The sequence below is a fragment of the Alkalispirillum mobile genome (assembly GCF_003664325.1).
Classification (GTDB): domain Bacteria; phylum Pseudomonadota; class Gammaproteobacteria; order Nitrococcales; family Halorhodospiraceae; genus Alkalilimnicola; species Alkalilimnicola mobilis.
The window spans coordinates 1-21,068 of the sequence record NZ_RCDA01000003.1 but is presented as its reverse complement, the minus strand read 5'-3'; the positions used below and the strand labels follow the sequence as shown (position 1 = coordinate 21,068).

At 66.7% G+C, this 21,068-nt stretch carries 20 protein-coding genes; 1 reads left to right on the top strand and 19 read right to left on the bottom strand.

Annotation, left to right across the window (positions count from 1 at the left end):
• Nucleotides 1-40: 40 nt before the first annotated feature.
• From prpB to DFR31_RS09955, 15 genes are all read right to left on the bottom strand, one after another.
• Nucleotides 41-922: a methylisocitrate lyase gene (gene prpB / locus DFR31_RS10025; RefSeq protein ID WP_121442556.1), complete on the bottom strand. Its 882-nt coding sequence runs from the start codon at nt 920-922 to the stop codon at nt 41-43.
• A gap of 58 nt (nt 923-980) precedes the next feature.
• Entirely contained in the window at nt 981-2,009 is a 1,029-nt protein-coding gene (locus tag DFR31_RS10020) for a YhdH/YhfP family quinone oxidoreductase (RefSeq protein WP_121442555.1), read from the bottom strand.
• 295 nt (nt 2,010-2,304) lie between these two features.
• The gene (lpdA, locus tag DFR31_RS10015; RefSeq protein WP_121442554.1) at nt 2,305-3,726 is read right to left on the bottom strand and encodes a dihydrolipoyl dehydrogenase; all 1,422 of its coding nucleotides are present in this window, start codon (nt 3,724-3,726) and stop codon (nt 2,305-2,307) included.
• Nucleotides 3,727-3,770: 44 nt separating this feature from the next.
• Nucleotides 3,771-5,039 carry a 2-oxoglutarate dehydrogenase complex dihydrolipoyllysine-residue succinyltransferase gene (odhB, locus tag DFR31_RS10010; RefSeq protein ID WP_121442553.1) on the bottom strand — a complete coding sequence of 423 codons (1,269 nt, stop codon included), beginning with the start codon at nt 5,037-5,039 and terminating at the stop codon, nt 3,771-3,773.
• An 82-nt stretch (nt 5,040-5,121) separates the two neighbouring features.
• Nucleotides 5,122-7,947, bottom strand: a complete 2,826-nt coding sequence (locus tag DFR31_RS10005) for a 2-oxoglutarate dehydrogenase E1 component (RefSeq protein ID WP_121442552.1) — start codon at nt 7,945-7,947, stop codon at nt 5,122-5,124.
• A 616-nt stretch (nt 7,948-8,563) separates the two neighbouring features.
• The gene (gene tatC / locus DFR31_RS10000) at nt 8,564-9,349 is read right to left on the bottom strand and encodes a twin-arginine translocase subunit TatC (RefSeq protein ID WP_121442551.1); all 786 of its coding nucleotides are present in this window, start codon (nt 9,347-9,349) and stop codon (nt 8,564-8,566) included.
• A complete protein-coding gene (gene tatB / locus DFR31_RS09995; RefSeq protein WP_121442550.1) occupies nt 9,346-9,855 on the bottom strand; it encodes a Sec-independent protein translocase protein TatB in 510 nt (169 codons plus the stop codon). Before tatB ends, tatC begins: the two co-directional genes overlap by 4 nt.
• A gap of 29 nt (nt 9,856-9,884) precedes the next feature.
• On the bottom strand, nt 9,885-10,157 hold the full coding sequence (gene tatA / locus DFR31_RS09990) for a Sec-independent protein translocase subunit TatA (protein WP_121442549.1): 273 nt from the start codon (nt 10,155-10,157) through the stop codon (nt 9,885-9,887).
• A gap of 33 nt (nt 10,158-10,190) precedes the next feature.
• Nucleotides 10,191-10,520: a phosphoribosyl-ATP diphosphatase gene (locus DFR31_RS09985; RefSeq protein ID WP_121442548.1), complete on the bottom strand. Its 330-nt coding sequence runs from the start codon at nt 10,518-10,520 to the stop codon at nt 10,191-10,193.
• Nucleotides 10,517-11,314 (bottom strand): imidazole glycerol phosphate synthase subunit HisF, encoded by a 798-nt coding sequence (gene hisF, locus DFR31_RS09980; protein ID WP_121442547.1) that lies wholly within the window; start codon nt 11,312-11,314, stop codon nt 10,517-10,519. The genes DFR31_RS09985 and hisF overlap by 4 nt, the downstream gene beginning before the upstream one ends.
• Nucleotides 11,311-12,060: a 1-(5-phosphoribosyl)-5-[(5-phosphoribosylamino)methylideneamino]imidazole-4-carboxamide isomerase gene (gene hisA / locus DFR31_RS09975; protein WP_121442546.1), complete on the bottom strand. Its 750-nt coding sequence runs from the start codon at nt 12,058-12,060 to the stop codon at nt 11,311-11,313. Before hisA ends, hisF begins: the two co-directional genes overlap by 4 nt.
• A gap of 16 nt (nt 12,061-12,076) precedes the next feature.
• The gene (gene hisH / locus DFR31_RS09970; RefSeq protein ID WP_121442545.1) at nt 12,077-12,721 is read right to left on the bottom strand and encodes an imidazole glycerol phosphate synthase subunit HisH; all 645 of its coding nucleotides are present in this window, start codon (nt 12,719-12,721) and stop codon (nt 12,077-12,079) included.
• Nucleotides 12,721-13,314, bottom strand: coding sequence for an imidazoleglycerol-phosphate dehydratase HisB (gene hisB, locus DFR31_RS09965; protein WP_121442544.1), 594 nt, complete (start codon nt 13,312-13,314; stop codon nt 12,721-12,723). Before hisB ends, hisH begins: the two co-directional genes overlap by 1 nt.
• Before the next feature lie 144 nt (nt 13,315-13,458).
• On the bottom strand, nt 13,459-13,911 hold the full coding sequence (dtd, locus tag DFR31_RS09960; RefSeq protein ID WP_121442543.1) for a D-aminoacyl-tRNA deacylase: 453 nt from the start codon (nt 13,909-13,911) through the stop codon (nt 13,459-13,461).
• A 311-nt stretch (nt 13,912-14,222) separates the two neighbouring features.
• Nucleotides 14,223-14,780, bottom strand: coding sequence for a hypothetical protein (locus tag DFR31_RS09955; RefSeq protein WP_121442542.1), 558 nt, complete (start codon nt 14,778-14,780; stop codon nt 14,223-14,225).
• Nucleotides 14,781-14,957: 177 nt separating this feature from the next.
• Between DFR31_RS09955 and DFR31_RS09950 the strand changes: the two genes are divergently transcribed.
• On the top strand, nt 14,958-15,860 hold the full coding sequence (locus DFR31_RS09950) for a lysophospholipid acyltransferase family protein (RefSeq protein ID WP_170153660.1): 903 nt from the start codon (nt 14,958-14,960) through the stop codon (nt 15,858-15,860).
• A 3-nt stretch (nt 15,861-15,863) separates the two neighbouring features.
• Here the strand turns inward: DFR31_RS09950 and DFR31_RS09945 are convergent, their stop codons facing one another.
• From DFR31_RS09945 to DFR31_RS09930, 4 genes are all read right to left on the bottom strand, one after another.
• Nucleotides 15,864-16,187, bottom strand: coding sequence for a tetratricopeptide repeat protein (locus DFR31_RS09945; protein ID WP_211328289.1), 324 nt, complete (start codon nt 16,185-16,187; stop codon nt 15,864-15,866).
• Between the two features lie 37 nt (nt 16,188-16,224).
• Nucleotides 16,225-17,601, bottom strand: a complete 1,377-nt coding sequence (trkA, locus tag DFR31_RS09940; protein ID WP_121442540.1) for a Trk system potassium transporter TrkA — start codon at nt 17,599-17,601, stop codon at nt 16,225-16,227.
• A complete protein-coding gene (locus DFR31_RS09935; protein WP_121442539.1) occupies nt 17,598-18,968 on the bottom strand; it encodes a sigma-54-dependent transcriptional regulator in 1,371 nt (456 codons plus the stop codon). Before DFR31_RS09935 ends, trkA begins: the two co-directional genes overlap by 4 nt.
• On the bottom strand, nt 18,965-21,068 hold a 2,104-nt coding region (locus DFR31_RS09930), incomplete at its 5' end, for a sensor histidine kinase (protein ID WP_121442538.1). The genes DFR31_RS09930 and DFR31_RS09935, both read right to left, overlap by 4 nt.

Genomic DNA, 21,068 nt, shown 5'->3' with positions numbered 1-21,068 from the left:
CGCCCAATGGCCGGCGTCCCGCCGCAAGCCCGCAAAATACTTACTTGTCCTGCTCGAACAGCGCGTCCAGCTTCTGTTCGAAGTCGTGGTAATTCAGGAAATCGTAGAGCTCGTCACGGGTCTGCATCAGCTCGACCACATCCCGCTGATGGCCCTTTTCGTGGATATCCTGGTAGACCTTCAGCGCCGCCGCGTTCATGGCCCGGAAGGCGGACAGCGGGTAGAGCACCATCTGGCAGCCCACCTCCGCCAGCTCCTGCTGGCTAAACAACGGCGTGGCCCCGAACTCGGTGATGTTCGCCAGGATCGGCGCATCCACCCGCTCGCAGAAGGCGCGGTAGTCTTCAAGGGTGTGCACCGCCTCGGCGAAGATGGCGTCGGCCCCGGCCTCGATGCAGGCGGCCGCCCGCTCGATGGCGGCGTCCAGCCCCTCCTTCTGGAAGGCGTCGGTGCGGGCAATCAGGTAAAAGTCGGGATCGATGCGCGCATCGGCAGCCGCCTTCACCCGATCCACCATCTCCTGCTGGGAGACGATCTCCTTGTTGGGGCGGTGCCCGCAGCGCTTCTGCGCCACCTGATCCTCCAGGTGCACCGCCGCCACCCCGGCCCGCTGCATCTCCTTAACCGTGCGGGCGATGTTGAAGGCCCCGCCCCAACCGGTGTCGATGTCCACCAGCAGGGGAAGATCGGTGGCGCCGCAGATGCGGTGGGCGTCCTGCACCACGTCGTTCATGGTGGTCATGCCGAGGTCCGGCAGACCGAAGGAGGCGTTGGCCACCCCGCCACCAGACAGATAAATGGCCTTATGACCCACCCGCTCCGCCATCATGGCGGTGTAGGCATTGATGGTGCCCACGATGGGCAGCGGCCGGTTGGCCTCCAGGGCGGCCCGAAAGCGGCCGCCGGGGGTTGTATCGCTCATGGTGTTTCCTCCTGGCACGCGAGTGCTTGGGGTGGGGCCGACCACCGGCCCCTGATTTTCATTGATTATCCGGTCGGCCGGGTGAGGCCAGATCCACCAGAATCCGACCGCGGACACGGCGTTCAAGCAGGTCTTCAAAGCCGCCCTGCAACTGCTCCAGCGGCAGGACCCGATCCACCACTTCGTCCAGATGGCGCGGCCGCAGCGCCTCACCCAGCCGTGCCCACACCTGACGACGTAGCGGCTGCGGGCAGTTGGCCGAGCTGATCCCCAGCAGGCTCACACCGCGCAGGATGTGCGGCATCACCGTGGTCTCCAGCCGGGCGCCGCCGGCCAGGCCGATGGCGGCCAGGCCGATGGCGGCCACGTTGCCGAAAAGGTCCACGTGGCGGCAGATCCCCGCCAGCAGCTCACCGCCCACTGAGTCCACTGCACCAGCCCAACGGGCCTTCTCCAGCGGCCGATGCCCCAGGCCCAACGCCTCCGGCGTCGTAACCTCGTCCGCCCCGAGACGTTGCAGCCAATCCGCGGCCTCCGGCTTGCCGCTGACCGCGTGCACGGTGTAGCCGGCCCGCTTCAGACACTGCACGGCGAAGTTACCCACCCCGCCACTGGCGCCGGTGACCAGCACCGGGCCCTGTTCCGGAGTCTGGCCCAGCGCTTCCATGCGGGTCAGGGCCAGTGCGGCAGTAAAGCCGGCCGTGCCCAGAATCATCGCATCGCGGGTGGACAACCCATCCGGCAGGGCGACCACCCAGTCACCGGGCACGCAGACGCACTCGGCAAAGCCGCCATCGTGGTTCTCGCCCAGCCCGCAGCCGTTGACCAGCACCGGCTGCCCAACACGCCAGTCCGGGTGCCGGCTCTCCGCCACCGTGCCGGCCACGTCGATACCGGCCGTGAGCGGGAAACGGCGCAGGATCTTGCCCGCACCCGTGGCGCCCAGGGCATCCTTGTAGTTGATGCCGGACCACTTGGCGCGGATAAGGACCTCGCCCTCGCCGGGAACGGGCAGTGGCAGCGACTCCACGGCCCCGGCAATTCGGTCTCCATTCTGGTGAACACGCCAGGCTCGGAATGTGGACATCAGGGCACCTCATGTCGAATGGGCTACAAGTCTACCCTGCCGGAATAGCGTTTCCCAAATCCTTTTAAAATCAAATACCTGAAAAGCAAAAACGGGCCACAAATGTGAACGGCCGCAAACGGGAATCGGACGCTATTATCCCACTCAATACTGGCCATCCTGATGGATTGGGAACGCTCTCATTTCCACCTGGAAACGCCACAAAAAAAACCCCGCCACCGGAGAAAGGTGACGGGGTCTCGCGCGCTGTCCGGGCGAAGGCCGCCGGTACAGCGACGCACAGCGGGCAGGCGGGTCAGTTCGCCTTATGGATCGCCCGCTTGGAGACGGACAGCGCCGCCTCGTGCACAGCCTCCGACAGGGTCGGGTGCGCGTGGATGATGCGGGCCAGGTCCTCGGCAGAACCGGCAAACTCCATGGCCACCACGGCCTCGGCGATCAGCTCGGAGGCGGATGCCCCCACCATGTGCACACCGAGGATCCGGTCGGTCTCCGCATGGGAGATCACCTTGACCATCCCCACCGACTCCTCCATGGCACGCGCCCGGCCGGTGGCGGCGAAGTTGAAGGTACCGGACTTGTAGGGGATGCCGGCGCTCTTCAATTGCGTCTCGGTCCTGCCCACCCAGGCGATCTCCGGATGGGTGTAGATGACCCATGGGATGGTGTCGTAGTTAATGTGCCCCGGATGGCCGGCGATCAGCTCGGCCACCATGACGCCCTCTTCCGACCCCTTGTGGGCCAGCATCGGGCCGCGCACCACGTCACCCACGGCGTAGACGTTCGGCAGGTTGGTGCGGCACTCGTCGTCCACGTGCACAAAGCCGCGCTCGTCCAGCAGCAGGTCGACGTCGTCGGCGGCCAGCCCGTCGGTGTTGGGCCGGCGGCCCACCGAGACGATCAGCTTGTCCACCTGCATGTTGTGCTTGCCGTCCTTGTCCTCGTAGTGGACGGAGACCTGTTTGCCCACCTTGGTGTCGGTCACGCGGCACCCGAGGCGGATGTCCAGCCCCTGGTCCTTGAAGGCCTTCTGGGCCATGCGGGATACCTGGCGGTCCACCGGGGCAAGGAACTCGTCCTGGGCCTCCAGCAGCACCACCTTGGACCCCAGCCGGTTCCACACCGAGCCCATCTCCAGCCCGATGACACCAGCGCCGATGACGCCCAGGCGCTTGGGCACCTCTTCCATGTCCAGCGCACCGTTGGAGGTGAGGATGGACTTCTCGTCCGCGGGCGCGGCGCTGATATCGATGGGCTTGGACCCGGTGGCCAGGATGATGTACTCGCCCTTCAGCTCCTCGGCCGCCCCCTCGTGCGGGGTGAACTCGACGGTGCTGTTGGAGGTGAGCTTGCCGTGGCCGGTCTTGAAGTCGATCTTGTTCGCCTTGAGCAGCTGGTGGATCCCGCCGGTGAGATCACGCACCACCTTGTCCTTGCGCTCGATCATCTTCTTGACATCGATGCTGACATCCTTGGCCGTGATGCCATGCACCTGCAGCTCTTCCCTGGCCTTGTGGTAGTGCTCGGAGGAGTCGAGCAGCGCCTTGGAAGGGATGCAGCCCACGTTCAGGCAAGTCCCCCCGGGTTGCGGCTTACCGTCCTTGTAACGGAATTCGTCGATCAGCGCAGTCGTCATGCCCAACTGCGCGCAGCGGATGGCCGCCACGTAGCCGGCAGGCCCGGCACCGATGACGATCACGTCGTAACTATTCGCCATGTTGTCCTCTCCAGTTATGGCTGTAGGCGTTCAGGCCGCGGATCTCAGACTTCCAGCAGCAGCCGGGTCGGATCCTCCAGGCATTCCTTGATGGTCACCAGGAACTGCACGGCCTCGCGCCCGTCGATGATACGGTGATCGTAGGAATGCGCCAGGTACATCATGGGGCGCACCACCACTTCGCCGTTCTCTACCATCGGGCGCTCCTGGATCTTGTGCATGCCCATGATGCCGCTCTGCGGCGGGTTCAGGATCGGGGTGGACAACAGGGAACCGAAGATACCGCCGTTGGTGATCGTGAATGTGCCGCCGGTCAGCTCCTCCATGGAGAGTTTGCCGTCGCGGGCCTTCTGACCGAACTCGGCAATCTTGGCCTCGATCTCGGCGAAGCTCATCTGGTCGGCGTCACGCAGCACCGGCACCACCAGGCCACGGGGGGAGGACACGGCAATCCCAATGTCGTAATAGCCGTGGTACATGATGTCCTTGCCGTCGATGGAGGCGTTGACGGCAGGATAGCGCTTCAGCGCCTCGACGGCGGCCTTCACGAAAAAGGACATGAAGCCCAGCTTGATACCGTGGGTCTTCTCGAACTTGTCCTTGTACTGGGTGCGCGTCTGCATCACCGGCTGCATGTTCACCTCGTTGAAGGTGGTGAGCATGGCAGCGGTCTGCTGTGCCTCGACCAGCCGCTCAGCGATGCGCTGACGCAGGCGGGTCATGGGGACGCGCTTCTCGGGGCGCTCGGTGGCATCCGCGGACACCTGCGGTGCCGCGGCAGCCGCCGGCTGCTGCGGGGCGGCAGCGGGCTGCTGCGCCGGCTGGGTCTCGCCCTTCATGAAGCGGACCACGTCCTCCTTGGTGATCCGACCGTCGCGCCCGGTGCCCGGGATCTGTTTCGGATCCAGGTCGTTCTCCTCCACCAGGCGGCGGGCGGCAGGGGGCAGCTCGGCCAGATCTTTACTGGAGGCGCCGGAAGCCGCGGCGGGCTTCTCCGCCGGTGCGGCGGGGGCGGCCTGCTCGGCTGCCGGGGCGGCCTCCTGGGCGGGCTCGGCAGCCGGTTTGGCGGGGGCAGCGCCCTCCTCCAGCTTGCCCAGCACCTCGTCCGCGGTGACAGTGTCACCCTCGTTCTTGATCAGCTCGCCCATCACGCCGTCGGCCGGGGCCGGAACCTCTAGCACGACCTTGTCGGTCTCCAGGTCCACCAGGTTCTCATCCCGGGATACGGCGTCCCCCGGCTGCTTGTGCCAGGCCACGATGGTGGCTTCGGAAACGGACTCCGGTAGCGGCGGCACTTTGACTTCGATGCTCATCGACTCCTCGCTTCAGACTTCTTGGTGTCTGTTTGTTCGGGTGAAATGCGGCGGGCGGCCCTCCGAGGGCCGCCCGGGGTTCTTACTCGCTCAGCGGCTGGTTGAGGGCGTGGTCCACCAGGGCACGCTGCTGCTCGTGGTGCACCTTGGCGGAGCCAACAGCCGGAGAGGCGGAGGCCTGACGGCCGGCATAACCGATCGACTGGCCACTCTTCATGCAGGCGCGGAAGTGGTGGTTGCTGGAGTACCAGGCGCCCTGGTTCTTGGGCTCCTCCTGGCACCAGACCACCTCCTTGGCCTTGCCATAGCGGTCGCGCAGCAACTCTGCCAGGGCATCCTCCGGGAAGGGGTAGAGCTGCTCGATCCGGACGATAGCGACGTCCTCCTGCTCGGCCTTACGGCGGGCATCCAGCAGATCGTAGAAGACCTTGCCGCTGCACAGCACCACCCGCTTGACCTTGCTGGCGGTCACGCCGTCCGGGTCGTCGATCACCGGCTGGAAGCGGCCCTCGGAGAGGTCCTCCAGGGAAGAGGTGGACAGCTTGTGACGCAGCAGGCTCTTCGGCGTCATGACCACCAGCGGCTTGCGGTAGGGCCGCATCATCTGCCGGCGGATCATGTGGAAGAACTGGGCGGGGGTGGAGGGCACCACCACCTGCATGTTGTGCTCGGCGCAGAGTTGCAGGTAGCGCTCCAGGCGCGCGGAGGAGTGCTCCGGCCCCTGGCCTTCGTAACCGTGCGGCAGATAGAGCGTCAGGCCGCAGAGCCGGCCCCACTTGGACTCGCCGGAACTGATGAACTGGTCGATGACCACCTGGGCACCGTTGGCGAAGTCACCGAACTGCCCCTCCCAGATCACCATGGTTTGCGGATCCGCGGTGGCGTAACCGTACTCGAAGCCCATGACTGCCTCTTCTGAGAGCAGCGAGTCGATGACCACGAAGTCGTTCTGGTCGGTGGTCACGTCCTTCAGCGGGATGAAGCTGGAGCCGTCCTGCGCGTTATGCAGCACCGCATGGCGGTGGAAGAAGGTGCCCCGACCGGAGTCCTGCCCCACCAGGCGTACCTTGTAGCCCTGCCGGAGCAGGCTGGCATAGGCCATGGTCTCGGCGAAGCCCCAGTCCAGGGCCAGGGCGCCGGCCGCCATCTTGCGGCGGTTTTCCATGATGGCCCCGACGCGGTTGTTGAGCTCGAAGCCCTCGGGCAGCTTGTCCAGCAGCCCTTGGAGCTCGCGCAGGGTGTCCAGCGGCAGGGCCGTGTCCACCGGGTCGTTCCACTGGGTACCGATATAGGGACTCCAGTCCACCGCGTAGTCGTTACGTACCCCCGTGAGGATGCCGCGGGCCACAATCTCGCCGGCGTCCAGCTTATCGCGGTAGACCTGGGTGAAGTCCTTGGCCTCGTCGGCGGCGAGCACCCCCTCCTGCTCCAGGCGCTGGGCGTAGAGCTGGCGGGTGGTCGGGCGGCCCTTGATCTTCTGGTACATGACCGGCTGGGTGGCCGAGGGCTCGTCCGCCTCGTTGTGACCGTGCCGGCGGTAGCAAACCACGTCGATGATCACGTCACGGTTGAAGGCCTGGCGGTAGTCCAGCGCCAGCTGGGTGACGAAGGCCACGGCGTCGGGGTCGTCACCGTTCACGTGGAAGATCGGCGCCTGGATCATCTTCGCCACCTCGGTGCAGTACACCGTGGAGCGGGTGTCCAGCGGGTTGGAGGTGGTGAACCCGATCTGGTTGTTGATGACGATGTGCACCGTGCCGCCGGTGTAAAAGCCGCGGGCCTGGGAGAGCTGGAAGGTCTCCATGACCACGCCCTGGCCGGCGAAGGCGGCATCGCCGTGGATCAGTACCGGCATCACTTCGGCACCCACCTGGTCGCGACGGCGATGCATCCGGGCCCGTGCGGAACCCTCCACCACCGGATTGACAATCTCCAGGTGGGAGGGGTTAAAGGCCATGGCCACATGCAGCGCGCCGCCCGGCGTCTGGATGTCGCTGGAGAAGCCCATGTGGTACTTCACGTCACCGGAGCCGTTGATGTCGGAGGGCTTCTTGCCCTCGAACTCCGCGAACAGGTCCTTGGGCGACTTGCCCATGATGTTGATGAGCACGTTCAGGCGGCCGCGGTGCGCCATGCCCAGCACCACCTCGCGGACCCCCTGCTTGCCGGCGTCCTGAATCAGGTCGTCCAGCATCGGGATCAGCGACTCGCCCCCCTCCAGAGAGAAGCGCTTCTGGCCGACGTACTTGGAGTGCAGGTACTTCTCGATCCCCTCGGCCGCGGTGAGCCGCTCGAGAATAGCCTTACGCCGGTCAGCGGGGAGGTCCGCCTGCGCCCGGCTGGACTCCAGGCGCTCCTGGATCCAGCGCTTCTGGTCGGTGTCGGTGATGTGCATGTACTCCGAGCCGATGGGGCCGGCGTACACCTGCTGCAGCAGTTCGATGATGCGGCGCAGCGGCATGCGGTCCGGGGCGAACAGGGAGCCCGTATTGAACTCCTCTCCCATGTCCGCCTCGGTGAGCCCGTGGTAGGCAGGGTCCAGGTCCTGCACCTCGGGCTTGGCACGCAGGTTCAGCGGGTCCACATCCGCCAGCTGGTGACCGCGGAAACGGTACGCGTTGATCAAACGCAGCACCGCGGCCTGCTTCTCGGCCGCATCCGGCGTCATCGCCGGCACGGCCACACGGGTGGTGCCGGGGGTGCGCGCCAGGCGCGCAAACTCTTCGCGGACCGGACCGTGGGGGACATCCTGCACCCCGCCATCGGCTAGCGCGCGAAAATAGCCACGCCACTCCGGGTCGATGCCGTTGGGATCGCGCAGATACTCCTCGTACATGTCCTCAATAAAGGTGCTGTTGGCCCCATTGAGGTACGACGTCTGCTGAAGTCTCTGGAAAAGACCGTTCATCGGTTAGCTCACCTGCCTGATTCGGGGTTTGCGGGTGGACAGGTTGCACGGAGGCCCGGGCGCGACCTGAATATCGGACGCGCCAGACGGGACGGCAAACCTGGGAAAAGACTGAAAACCGAAAAGAACCGGACAGGGGCACGGCCACATGAACACATTGAGACCGTCGCCGCCGCCACTGTCATGGTTACGCCCTCTCCAGGAGCGCTTCGCAAGGCAGTGAACGGGCGACAGCCCAGGCCAGCACGGGGCAGCAACCCTGAGGGGCGACGCCCTGGGGAAAGGGAAGCGGTGCTGGTGTGGCGGTCTCTTGTTGCATCTCGGGTGCGGATGCCTCCAGACGTTCGCGCTAAACCAAGAGGCGCGCGACGTTTTTCTCCTCGTTACCCATCCGGATTATGTCCTGGCCCAGATAAATACGGGGCGCGTGGCCTGTGAGGCGGGAGCCACCAGGGAACGCACCCGATTAATCATCTGATTTTTTCATTGTAGGCCCCTACCGCAGATATTGCGTCAGGGCGGCCAGAACGCTGTTCTTATGCGCAGTAAAATAACCCGTAATGCCCGCGCGGCGCAAGGCGCGGCCGGCGAAAACCGGCCTGGACGGCGCCCGTGGTCACTCCTGCTGCTCCTCTGGCGTCCGGGTACGCCAGGCGAGCAGAATCCCCAGCTCATAGAGCAGGTAAACGGGCACTGCCAGCAGGACCTGGGAAATCACGTCTGGCGGGGTCAGCAGCATACCCAGCACAAAAGCCCCGACGATCACGTAAGGGCGCTTGGCGGCCAGCGCCTCGCGGGTGGTCACCCCGGTGCGCACCATGAGAATAGTCGCCACCGGGACCTGGAAGGCCACGCCGAAGGCGAAGAACAGCGTGAGCACGAAGGACAGGTACTCACTGATGTCCGTCATCATGGACACGCCCTCGGGCGTGGTGGCGGCAAAAAAGGAAAAGGCGAGCGGGAAGACGGCGTAGTAAGCGAACGCCGCCCCACCATAAAACAGCACCGTGCTGGCCATCACCAGCGGGCCCACCAGCCGCCGCTCATGCCGGTAAAGGCCCGGCGCGACGAACGCCCAGGCCTGGTAGAGGGTGTAGGGAATGGTCAGGAAGATGGCCGCCACCAGGGCCAGCTTCATCGGGATGAGGAAGGGCGAGGCCACCTTGATGGCGATCATCGAGGTGCCCTCGGGCAATACCTCCCGCAGCGGACCGGAAACGAACTGGTAGATCTCGTCCGCAAAGGGGTACAGCGCCAGGAACGCCACCAGGATCACGACAACCGCGCGGAACAGCCGGCCGCGCAGCTCCAGCAGATGGCTCAGCAGCGGCTGATCCTCCATCTCCTCCTGGTCGGAATCCTGCCGCCGATCTCGATCCCGGTCCGGGGAACGGTCACTCACTGACGCCTCTCCTCACCACCTTCCTGCACGGCCGGGTCACCCGCCGCCTTGTCACTAGCCGGTTCCGCCTCCCGACCCGCGGGGGCGCCCCCGGCAGGCGGCTGACTGTTGCCGCGCTGATCTGACAGGGCCTCGGAGGCGCCCTCGCCTCGGGCCTTGTCGGCCGACTCCTTACTGCTGCCAGCCGACTCCGCCGACGCGGCCTTCCGACCGGTTTCGCGGTAGGCCCGACTCACGCCATCGGCCTCGGCCTCAAAACGCCGGGCATCCTTCTCCACGTCCTTGCGCACCTTGTCCACGTCCTTGCGCACGGATTCGGTTGCCTTGCGCATCTCCTCGACGTGCAACTCGCGCTCCACCTCGGACTTGGCGGCATTAAAAGCCGCCCGCGCCTTGCCCAGGTAGAGCCCGGCCGTCCGCACGGTACGCGCCATCCGCTCCGGCCCCAGAATCAGCAGGCCGATCAGCATGATGATGAGTACCTCCCAGAAGCCCAGGTCAAACATGGGCGGCGACCCCTCTCAGCGACAGTGAATCAGGAGGAATGGCGATCGCGGGACTTCTCGGTGTGCTCGCCCTCGATGGTATGTCCCTGGGTGGGCTTCTCGTCTTCGCCGGAAGGCTGCTCCAGCTTGGAGGGCTCGGACTTCTCACCCTCCTTGTCACCCTCCTCGCCTTCCTTCATGGCATCCTTGAAGCCCTTGATGGCCCCACCCATGTCACCACCCAGATTACGCAGCTTCTTGGTGCCGAACACCAGAAGCACAATCAGAAGCACAATCAGCAAGGTCCAGGGGCTGATACCCATAACAAACTCCTCCGGGGCGCGGGGCCCGCTCTGCTACTGCCCTTTACGGGCCGCTTTCTCGTCGATACCGGACAACCCGAACCGACGCTCCAGTTCTGCCAGCACATCATCCGGCCCAGCGCCACAGGCCGAGAGCATGATAAGGCTATGGAACCACAGATCGGCGGTTTCATAAATGACTTGTGAGCGATCACCGCCCTTAGCCGCCACCACCGCCTCGGTGGCCTCCTCGCCGACCTTCTTCAGGATCGCGTCCAGCCCCTTGTGATGCAGCCTGGCCACGTAGGAGGATTCGGGGTCCGCCTGCCGGCGCTGCTCCAGCACTTCGGCCAGGGCGTTCAGGATATCGCGCTGCTCGCTCATACGTCGGTCCGCTCGTCGCCGGTGATACGCACGGTGATGCCGCGATCGGCCATCAGCCGCTTGGCCTGGGCCACGGTATAGCGCCCAAAGTGGAAGATGCTGGCGGCCAGCACCGCGTCGGCACCCCCCTCCAGCACACCCTCGGCCAGATCGGGCAGGTTGCCGACCCCACCGGAGGCGATCACCGGCACCGGCACCGCATCGCTGACCGCGCGGGTCAGAGCCAGGTCGAAGCCGGACTGGGTACCATCCCGATCCATGCTGGTCAGCAGGATCTCGCCGGCGCCCAGCTCCGCCATGCGGCGGGCCCACGCCACTGCATCGAGCCCGGTGGCCTTGCGCCCGCCGTGGGTAAAGACCTCCCAGCGGGGCGGCTCATCCGGCCGACTGACCTGCTTGGCATCCACCGCCACCACGATGCATTGCGAGCCGAAGCGCTCGGCGGCCTCGGCCACAAACTCCGGCCGTGCCACGGCGGCGGTGTTGATGCCCACCTTGTCGGCGCCGGCGTTGAGCATGCGCCGGATGTCCGCCACCTCGCGGATGCCACCGCCGACGGTCAACGGAATGAAGACCTGACTGGCCACCCGCTCCACCACCTGCACCATGGTGTCGCGCTGCTCGTGGCTGGCGGTAATGTCCAGGAAGGTGATCTCGTCGGCGCCCATGGCGTCGTAACGGCGCGCGATCTCCACCGGGTCGCCGGCATCGCGGATGTCGACGAACTTGACCCCCTTCACCACCCGGCCGTCGTCCACATCCAGGCAGGGAATGATGCGCTTGGCGACGGTCACGGCTTCACCTCGGCGCAAAGCTGATCCGCCAGGGCCTGGGCTTCCGCCAGATCCAGGCTGCCCTCGTAGATGGCCCGTCCGACGATGGCGCCGGCGATACCGTCGCCAACCGCCGCGCACAGCGCCCGCACGTCGTCCAGGCTGGAGACCCCGCCGGAGGCGATCACCGGGATGCTGACACCCCGGGCCAGTTCGCGGGTCGCCTCCACGTTGACGCCTTTCATCATGCCGTCCCGGCCGATATCGGTGAAGACGATGGCGTTCACCCCGGCGGACTCGAAACGGCGGGCCAGGTCCACCGCCAGCACCTCCGAGACCTGCTCCCAGCCATCGGTGGCCACCCGGCCGTCACGGGCGTCCAACCCGACGATGATATGACCGGGAAAGGCCTCGCAGGCCTCGTTGACGAACTCCGGGCGGCGCACGGCCTGCGTCCCGATGATCAGGTCATCCACCCCGGCCTCTCGGTAGGCCCGGATGGTCTCCAGGTCACGGATGCCACCGCCCACCTGGATGCGCAGTTCCGGATAACGGTTGGCGATTCGCTGGATGACTTCCGCGTTGACCGGCTCGCCGGCAACCGCACCGTTCAGGTCGACCAGGTGCAGGCGGCGGGTACCGGCGTTGACCCAGCGCCCGGCCATGGCGACCGGGTCGTCGGAAAAGACCGTTTCATCATCCATGCGCCCCTGGCGCAGGCGGACACAGCGGCCGTCCTTGAGATCGATGGCGGGTATCAACTGCATGGCATCACTCGTGAGGTTATTCGCTGCCGTCCCAGCGCAGGAAGTTGCCCAGCAGGACCAGGCCCGGGCGTTGGCTCTTCTCGGGGTGAAACTGGGTGGCGAAGACATTGCCGCGGGCGACGGCGCTGGCAAAGTGGACCCCGTACTCGGTGCGCCCGGCCACCCAGTCCTCCTGGGCCGGCGCCACGTAGTAGCTGTGCACGAAATAGAACCAGCTGTCGTCCGGGATATCGGCCCACAGGGGGTGGCCCTGCACCTGGCGGACCTGGTTCCACCCCATGTGCGGCACCTTAAGCCGCCGGCCATCCGGCCCCGCCTGGTCATCGGCGAAGCGGCGCACCGCGCCGGGCAGTATGTCCAGGGCCTCGACGCCGTCGTTCTCTTCGCTGCGGCTGAGCAGGGCCTGCATGCCCAGGCAGACCCCGAGAAAGGGCTTGGTTTGTGCCGCCTCGCGCAGCACGTCCACCAGCTCCAGGCGCTGCAGCTCGCTCATGCAGTCGCGCATGGCGCCCACGCCGGGGAAGACCACCCGCTCGGCCCGCTGGACATCGTCGGCATCCGCGGTGATACGCACACGCCCACCGCCACCGGCAAACTCCAGCGCCCGGGACACCGAACGCAGGTTGCCCATGCCGTAATCGACGACCGCCACGAAGCCCATCAGAGCGCCCCCTTGGTGGAGGGTATCCGGTCGGCCTGGCGCGGGTCCGCCTCGGCTGCCATGCGCAGCGCCCGGCCCAGCGCCTTGAACACCGTCTCGGCCTGGTGGTGGGCATTGACCCCACGGATGTTATCCACGTGCAGGGTCAGGAAGCCGTGATTGACCACCCCCTGGAAGAACTCCTGGAACAGGTCCACGTCGAACTGGCCGATACGGGCACGGGTGAAGTCCACGTGGAATTGCAACCCGGGGCGGCCGGAGAAGTCCACCACGACACGGGAGAGCGCCTCGTCCAGGGGCACGTAGGCGTGCCCGTAGCGGCGGAGCCCCTTCTTGTCGCCCAGGGCACGGGCCAACGCCTGCCCCAGGGTGATGCCCACGTCCTCCACCGTGTGGTGGTCGTCGATGTGGGTATCGCCATCGGCCTCGATGTCCAGGTCGATCAGCCCGTGGCGGGCCACCTGATCCAGCATATGCTCCATGAAGGGCACACCGATGCGAATGCGGGATTCGCCGGCCCCGTCCAGGTCCAGGCGCACTTTCACCCGGGTCTCCAGGGTGTCGCGCTGCACCTCGGCACTGCGGTTGGTCATGATTGGGCGCTCACCTGTGAAAGGGTCATTTCTGAGGACATTTACTCGGTTTCGACCGCCGAGGATACCACAACCCGCATGGCCGCCTCGCCCATGGGGCGCCGTGGCGGGATACAGGACACACCCGGCCGTGGTGGCCGGCCGTCACTCCCCCGGGGGCCGCGCCTCCAGCCAGAAGGTTACCGGCCCGTCGTTGACCAGGTGGACCTGCATGTCGGCGCCGAAACGCCCGGCCCCCACCGGCACCCCGCTCTTCTGTGCCAGCGCGACCAGAATGTTGAACAGCCGCTCACCCTCCTCCGGCGGCGCCGCCGGACCGAAGCTGGCCCGCATGCCCTTGCGGGTATCGGCCGCCAGGGTGAACTGCGGCACCAGAAGCAGCCCCCCGCCGATATCCTGCAGCGAACGGTTCATCCGTCCCGCCTCGTCGGGAAACACCCGGTAGCCGAGCATGCGCTCAAGCAACCGCCGGGCCTGGGCCTCGACATCACCCCGCTGCACCCCGACCAGCGCCAGCAGCCCCCGGCCCGTCCGGCCCACCAAATGGCCGTCGACCTCCACCCGCGCCTCACTCACGCGCTGAATCAGTCCGATCATTTCGTTCCCCCGGGAAAATTCAGAAAAATCCTACAAGGATTGCTGACAAATCCTACAGACACGAGCGCTACCGGGCAGGATAATCATACGTGCCAGCAGGGGCAGGAGGCCGCAGCCACCAGGAGGGGACCACTGCCAGGCAACCCAGGAGAGCAATTCGGCCAGGGATGGTCGAGCGGGCCAGGGAGGGCCCCGTCTTCCACCAACCTGTGAGATCGAGCGGGACACAGGGCGGGCAAAGCACCGGGCCGCCCGGAGGGGCGGCCCGACGGTTTCAGCTGATGGCATCGGCGTCTGCCGCCGATGCGGCATTACCCCTTGCGGGTACCGCCACCGGGCTTGCCCGGCGCCTTGGGGGCCTTGGCCGCCTTGGGAGCCTCCTCACCCATCCGGGTCGCGGTCTTGGACAACTCGGCGAGGGCGTCCTGGGCCCGCTGGGTGGCGTCCTGCCAGGCGTGAAGCACGCGCTGGCCCTCCTCCTCCCAGTTGCTTCCCATCTTGGAGGGGTCCACGTTGCGGGCACTTTCAAACCAGGCGTTCCAGAGCTGGCCCTGAGCCTCGGTCCAGGCCTTCATCATCTCCTGCACCTGGTGCACCCATTGGGAGACGGCCTCCGGAGCCTGCCCGTCCTTCTCCAGTGCATCGGCGAAGTGACTGCTCCACTGGCTCTGGGCATCCAATGCGTCACGCACCGCCTTTTCCCAGGCCTCGAGGTTCTTCTGGTACTCCTGCTGTACGGACTCCATGCCCTGGGCGGAAGACCCGGGCGCACCCATGCCCTTCATGGCCTGCAGCCAGCTGTCCCACATCTGCTGCTGCATGCTGGTCCAGTTCTGCACCATGTCTTCCATCTGTTTGTTCCAGCTCATTTCTAGCGACTCCTTGTTGCCGTCTGGCAGTCTCCGGTGACATTACCGGTCAACAACTTGACCTTCACCGGAAGTCTAAACCCTGAGGGAGAATCCGCCAGACTTGCAAGCTGCGGGCGCCCGCGTTTAGCTATGCCACCCAGTCGGACAAGCCGCCAGCCGAACCGAGGCCTGCTCATGGATCGCGCCGCCCTGCTGAAATCGCTGCTCACCGCCCTGGCCACCCTGCCGGTGGGCGCCATGCACCGCGTCGGGGCGGTGCTGGGCCCCTGGCTGAGCCGGCCGGGCACCCGCGCGGATGAGGTACTGCAACGCAACCTGGCTGTCTGCTTTCCGGAACGATCGGAAGAGGCCCTCGCGGCACTGACCCGCTCCGCGCGCCGGGAGTACGGACGGCAGATCATGGAGGTGCCGGCGCTGTTCCGCCAACCGGTGGAGCGATTGCTGGCACGCATCGACCGGGTGGAGGGGGCGGAGTTGCTGGACCAGGCCTATCGCGAGGGCCGCGGCGCCATCATTGCCGCCCCGCACCTGGGGTCATGGGAGTTGCTCAACCTCTGGGTGGCCCGGCATTACCCGTTGCACTTCCTCTACCGCCCGCCCCGGCAGCCGGTGCTGGAGCCGATCATGGTCGAAGCCCGCAACCGCGGGGGTGGGCACGCCTTGCCGGCAAACACTGCCGGCTTGCGCGCCCTGTACAAGGCACTGCGCCAGGGGGACGTGGTGGGAATACTGCCGGATCAGGAACCACCCAAGGATGAGGGACGCTATGCCCCTTTCTTCGGCCGCCCGGCCCTGACCATGGACCTGCCGGTGAAGCTGGCCGCCCGCCAACGGGCGCCGGTGGTTTTCGGGTATGCCCGCCGTGCGGCGACGGGCGGGCGCTGGACCATCCGCTTTCTGCCCGCCCCCGAGGGCATCCACGACCCCGACCCGGATCGCGCGCTGGCGGCACTCAATGCCGGTGTCGAGGCGTGCGTACGGGAGACCCCGGAGCAATACCTCTGGACTTACAAGCGCTTCGCCCACCAGCCCGAGGGCTGGGATCGGGTCTACCCGAAACGGCGGCGCAAGCGCTGAGCATCAACTGCCGCGCCGTTTTTCCAACCGCCCCAGGAACACCCGCATCTCCTTCACCGCCTGCTTGTCGCCCTGGGCCTCGGCCACATCAATCCCACGCCGGTAGGCAGTAATGGCCTCGTCCAGCCGGTCGTCGTCGGCCAGGGCCGCCGCGTAGACTTTCCAGGCGGCGGAGTAGTCACCATCCTGCTCCAGCGCGGCCTCCAGGTGGTCGATGGCCCGGCCGGGCTCCCCCTGTTTGAGGTAACCCGATCCCAAGCTCAGGCGCAGCATGGGGCTGTCGCGACCGGTGGCGAGCATCTTCTCCAGGTTGTCCAGCATACTCATGGCAATCCCCCTTGGGTGGCGATGCGGGCGGCGCGGCTCAGAGGAAGGTGACGCCGACGGAGAAGAGGCGTTCCACCTCCGACACGCGCTTCTTGTCCACCAGGAACAGTATGACGTGATCCTCCGGCTCGATCACCAGGTCGTGGTGCGCCATCAGTACCTCGTCACCGCGCACCACGGCACCGATGGTGGTGCCCGGCGGCAGCCGGATCTCGTCGATGGCCCGCCCGATCACCTGGGAACTGGCCGGCGAGCCGTGGGCCACCGCTTCCATGGCCTCGGCGGCACCGCGGCGCAGGGAGTGGACATTGGCCATATCGCCCCGCCGGATGTGCGCCAGCAGGCTGCCGATGGTGGCCTGCTGCGGCGAGACGGCGATATCGATATCCTCACTGGACTGGATCAGCTCCACGTAGGCCGCCCGGTTGATCAGGGCCATCACCTGCCGGGCCCCCAGCCGCTTGGCGAGCATTGCCGACAGGATGTTGGCCTCATCGTCGTTGGTCACCGCGCAGAAGACGTCCGTGTTCTCAATATTCTCCTCAAGCAACAGCTCCTCGTCGGCGGCGTCCCCCAGCAGTACGATCGCGCGCTTCAGTTCCTCGGAGATCTCGCGGGCGCGCTCCGGGGAGTGCTCGATCAGCTTGACCTGGTAGCGGCGCTCCAGGGCCTGGGCCAGCCGCTTGCCGATATTGCCGCCACCGGCGATGGTCAGGCGCTTGACTGGCTTCTCCAGCCGGCGCAGCTCGCTCATCACGGCGCGGATGTCCTTCTTTGCGGCAATGAAGAAGACCTCATCGCCGGCCTCGATGACGGTGTTGCCCTCCGGCAGGATGGGCTTGCCCCGGCGGAAGATGGCCGCGACCCGGGTCGGCGTGCCCGGCATGTGCTCGCGGAGGGTGGAGAGCTCATGCCCCACCAGCGGACCGCCGTAATAGGCCCGCACGCAGACCAGCCGGACCCGCCCCTGGGCGAAGTCCAGCACCTGCAGGGCCCCGGGGTGCTCGATCAGCCGCTGCACGTAGTCGGTGACCAGCTGCTCCGGGCTGATGATCACGTCGATGGGCAGCGCGTCCGGGCTGAACAATTGCGGGTGGTGCAGGTACTCCAACGCCCTCACCCGAGCGATCTTTGTGGGGGTACGGAACAGGGTGTAGGCCACCTGGCAGGCGGTCATGTTGGCCTCGTCGGAGTTGGTCACCGCCAGGATCATGTCGGCATCCTGCGCCCCGGCCCGCTCCAGCACGTCCGGGTAGGTCCCGCTGCCATGGACCGTGCGGATATCCAACCGGTCCTGGAGGTCCTGCAGCACCGTGGTGCGGGTATCCACCAGGGTGATGTCATTGGCCTCGCTGGAGAGGTTCTCGGCCACGGTACTACCCACCTGGCCGGCCCCGAGGATGATTATCTTCATGCCCGCTCCCGGGGGTCGATGCCCAGCGCCTTGAGCTTGCGGTACAGGTGGGTGCGCTCCATGCCGGTCAGCCGGGCCAGCTGCCCGACACTGCCCTGCGCCCGGCGCAACTGCTCCTGCAGGTAACGGCGTTCGAAGGCCTCGCGGGCCTCGCGCAGGGGCAGCTCCAGGTGCAGGTCGGCGGACAGCCCTTCGGCCGCATTGCCGCTGCGGCGCTCCTCCGCCAGCGCGGCCTCCACCTCTGCCACCTCGATCTTCTCGCCCTCGCCCATGATCAGCAGCCGCTGGACCAGATTTTCCAGCTCGCGCACGTTGCCCGGCCAACTGTGGTTCCGCAGCCGGTTCTGGGCAGCGACGGTGAATTCGCGGTAACTCAGCCCATCGCGCTCCACCAGGCAGTTGACGTAATAGTGCAGCAGCTCCGGCACGTCTTCGACGTGCTCGCGCAGCGCCGGGACCGCCAGGGGCACCACGTCCAGGTAGTAGTAAAAATCCTCGCGGAACCGCCCTGCGCGGACGGCATCGGCCAGCTCCAACCGCGTGCCGGCGATCAGGCGCACATCCAGGTCCAGCACCTCGGCTCCACCCTGGCGCTGGAACCGACCGCTCTTGAGCACCGATAGCAACTGTCCTTGCAACTCAGCATCCAACTCGCAGACATCAGCCAGGTAGAGCGTCCCGCCACGCGCCAGCTCCAGCGCACCGGGCGCCGGCTGACCGTTCCGGTCGATGCCAAACAGGTCGCCAACACCCCGCTCGCCCAAGCTGCCGGCGCTCAGCTCAATAAACGGACCTTCCCGGCGCGGGCTGTGGTCGTGGATATAGCGCGCCAGGCAACGCTTGCCGGCGCCGGCCTCGCCGCGCAGCAGCACCCGGGTGTCGTGGGCGGCAATGCGGCGGGCGTCGTCCCGCAATTGGCGCATGACCGCACTCTTGCCCACCGGCTCGGCGGCGGGCTCGCCACGGGCCCCGGCCAACGGTTGCGGGGTGCCCGGCCGCCCTGATTCCAGGGCCCGCTCCACGGTGAGCAGCAGCTTGGGCATGGACAAGGGCTTTTCAATGAAGTCCCAGGCCCCCAGGCGGGTGGCCTCCACCGCAGTTTCCACGGTGCCGTGGCCAGACATCATCACGACCGGGCAGGCGGGGCCGCCGCCGTCGGTCCACTCCTTCAGCAAGGTGACGCCGTCCACGTCCGGCATCCAGATGTCCAGCAGCACCAGGTCGGGCACGTGGGCGCGCATCGCCTCGCGCGCCGAGGCACCGTCCTGGGCGGTGCGGACCCGATAGCCCTCGTCCTCGAGGATCTCCTCCACCAGGTCGCGGATCTCCTGCTCGTCGTCAACAACCAGAATCTGTGCGCTATTCATGGGCGATTCTTCTCCCCGGGCGCGCTCAGGGCGCCCTGTTCCTGGGGCACGGGGAAGCGCATGGCGATGCAGGCGCCGCCCTCGTCACTGTTACGGGCACTGATGCTGCCGCCGTGTTCCTCGACAATCTTCTTGACGATGGGGAGCCCCAGCCCCGTGCCCCGGGCCTTCGTCGTCACATAAGGCTCGAACAGACTGGCCAGCATCTCGGCATTGAACCCCGGTCCGTTGTCGCACACCTGCAAGTGCACCCGGCGCTGGCCGTTGGCGTACCCGCTGCAGGTCTCGAGCCGCACCCGGGCCGGGCCTTCGGCCGCCTCCTGGGCGTTCTTGATCAGGTTATGCAGCAGTTGCCGCAACCGCCCGGCATCGCCCCGGATACGGGGCAACTCGTCGGCCGGTAGCAGCTCCAGGGCGAGACCGGCTTCCCCTTGATACAGTTCTGCCACCTCGGCCACCAGGGTATTCAGATCGACCGCTTCCAGCCGCAGCCGCGGTGGCCGGGCGTACTCGGAGAAGGCGTTGACCATCTCCTTCATCGCACTGACCTGGCGCACGATAGTGCCAGTCGATCGCTCCAGCAACTCGGCATCCCGGCCGGTGAGCCGGTCCGCGAGTTTGTGGCGTAACCGCTCGGCCGAGAGCTGAATGGGGGTGAGGGGGTTCTTGATCTCGTGGGCCAGCCGGCGGGCCACCTCACCCCAGGCCGCGTCTCGCTGGGCCTGGATAAGCGTGGTGATATCGTCGATGACGATCACGTGCCCACCATTCTGCCGGTGCCCCGGCAAGGTGGCCCCGCTGAGCATGAGCACCCGCTCCCCGTCCTCGGCCGGCAGCACCAGCTGCTCGCGCCAGTCGGGGTCGCCCCCTTGCAGGTGGCGCATCACCACGGCTGACAGCCCGGTCAACCGCGGATAGGTCCGGGCCAGCTGCTCCAGGTCGCCACCGGCATGGCCTACCAGGCTCACGCCCAGGATCTCCTCCAGCGCCCGGTTGCTGGTCCGGAAGCGGCCCTCCGCGTCCAGCGCCAGCACCCCGGAGGAGAGCCGCCCCAGGACCGTCTCCAGGTAGGCGCGCTGGCGCTCCACCTGGACCTGGCTGCGCCGGGCACTGTCCCGCGTCCGGGCGATACGCCGGCTCATCTCGTTGAAGGACTCCACCAGGAAACCCAGTTCGTCGCGACTGCCGGCCCGCAACTGGGTGCCGTAGTCACCGGCCGCGACCGCGCGGGTGCCCTCGGCCAGATTGCGGATCGGGGCGACCATGCGCCGGGCCAGGTAGAAGGCTGTCCAGACCGCGAACAGCAGGCTGAGCAGCAGCACCAGGGACAGGGTAAGGATGAAGCTGTCCTTCAGCGGTTGGCGCAGGAAGGCGATCTCGCGGTACTCGCCGTAAGCGGTCTGCACCTCCTCGGCCAGCGCTCCCAGCCGGGAAGGGATGGGGAAATAGGCCTGGAGGAAACGGGTATCACTGGGCCCCGCCGGCCCCCGGGCAGGCACCACCACCCGCGCCTGCAACTCGCCGTCCTCCATCGGGTCCAGGGCCACGTACGGCAGCCCCTGGCGCAGTTGCAGCAAGATCTCCTCCTCCGGGCGATCCGGCAGGGTGGCGGAGGGCTGGGCACTACTGGTGGCAATGATCTGGCCGCTGGAACGCATGAGGGTCACCTCGCTGGCCTGCAACTGCTCACGCAGGTCATTGACGGTGATGGCGGCCAACGATTCCGGGGTGTCGGAGACATCCCGCGCCGCGGCCTCGACCCGGCGCAACAGGTCTCGGGTGCGCAGGTCCAGCGAGGCCTGGGAGAGGGTGAGCGCATCCTCCAGGGCGTGCTCCACGCGGACATCAAACCAGCTGTCGATGCCCGCCCGCAGGAACTGCATGGAGAAGTAGTAGACCACTGACACCGGCACCACGGAGAGCAGCACGAAAACCGCCACCAGGCGTACCGTGAGCCGGCTGCCCACCTGCCCGCGCCGGCGCTGACGAAACAACCGCCAGAGGTTGGCGGCAATGACGCTGAACAGCAGCACCAGACCGATGCTGTTGACCGCGATCAGCCAGACGTAGAGCCGGCCGAAACGCTCGGTGTTCTCGGTG

Bases quoted from the DNA above. Each gene is read 5' to 3' on its own strand.
- prpB (WP_121442556.1), bottom strand. From the start codon at position 922: ATGAGCGATACAACCCCCGGCGGCCGCTTTCGGGCCGCCCTGGAGGCC.
- DFR31_RS10020 (WP_121442555.1), bottom strand. From the start codon at position 2,009: ATGTCCACATTCCGAGCCTGGCGTGTTCACCAGAATGGAGACCGAATT.
- lpdA (WP_121442554.1), bottom strand. From the start codon at position 3,726: ATGGCGAATAGTTACGACGTGATCGTCATCGGTGCCGGGCCTGCCGGC.
- odhB (WP_121442553.1), bottom strand. From the start codon at position 5,039: ATGAGCATCGAAGTCAAAGTGCCGCCGCTACCGGAGTCCGTTTCCGAA.
- DFR31_RS10005 (WP_121442552.1), bottom strand. From the start codon at position 7,947: ATGAACGGTCTTTTCCAGAGACTTCAGCAGACGTCGTACCTCAATGGG.
- tatB (WP_121442550.1), bottom strand. From the start codon at position 9,855: ATGTTTGACCTGGGCTTCTGGGAGGTACTCATCATCATGCTGATCGGC.
- tatA (WP_121442549.1), bottom strand. From the start codon at position 10,157: ATGGGTATCAGCCCCTGGACCTTGCTGATTGTGCTTCTGATTGTGCTT.
- DFR31_RS09985 (WP_121442548.1), bottom strand. From the start codon at position 10,520: ATGAGCGAGCAGCGCGATATCCTGAACGCCCTGGCCGAAGTGCTGGAG.
- hisA (WP_121442546.1), bottom strand. From the start codon at position 12,060: ATGCAGTTGATACCCGCCATCGATCTCAAGGACGGCCGCTGTGTCCGC.
- hisH (WP_121442545.1), bottom strand. From the start codon at position 12,721: ATGGGCTTCGTGGCGGTCGTCGATTACGGCATGGGCAACCTGCGTTCG.
- hisB (WP_121442544.1), bottom strand. From the start codon at position 13,314: ATGACCAACCGCAGTGCCGAGGTGCAGCGCGACACCCTGGAGACCCGG.
- dtd (WP_121442543.1), bottom strand. From the start codon at position 13,911: ATGATCGGACTGATTCAGCGCGTGAGTGAGGCGCGGGTGGAGGTCGAC.
- DFR31_RS09955 (WP_121442542.1), bottom strand. From the start codon at position 14,780: ATGAGCTGGAACAAACAGATGGAAGACATGGTGCAGAACTGGACCAGC.
- DFR31_RS09950 (WP_170153660.1), top strand. From the start codon at position 14,958: ATGGATCGCGCCGCCCTGCTGAAATCGCTGCTCACCGCCCTGGCCACC.
- DFR31_RS09945 (WP_211328289.1), bottom strand. From the start codon at position 16,187: ATGAGTATGCTGGACAACCTGGAGAAGATGCTCGCCACCGGTCGCGAC.
- trkA (WP_121442540.1), bottom strand. From the start codon at position 17,601: ATGAAGATAATCATCCTCGGGGCCGGCCAGGTGGGTAGTACCGTGGCC.
- DFR31_RS09935 (WP_121442539.1), bottom strand. From the start codon at position 18,968: ATGAATAGCGCACAGATTCTGGTTGTTGACGACGAGCAGGAGATCCGC.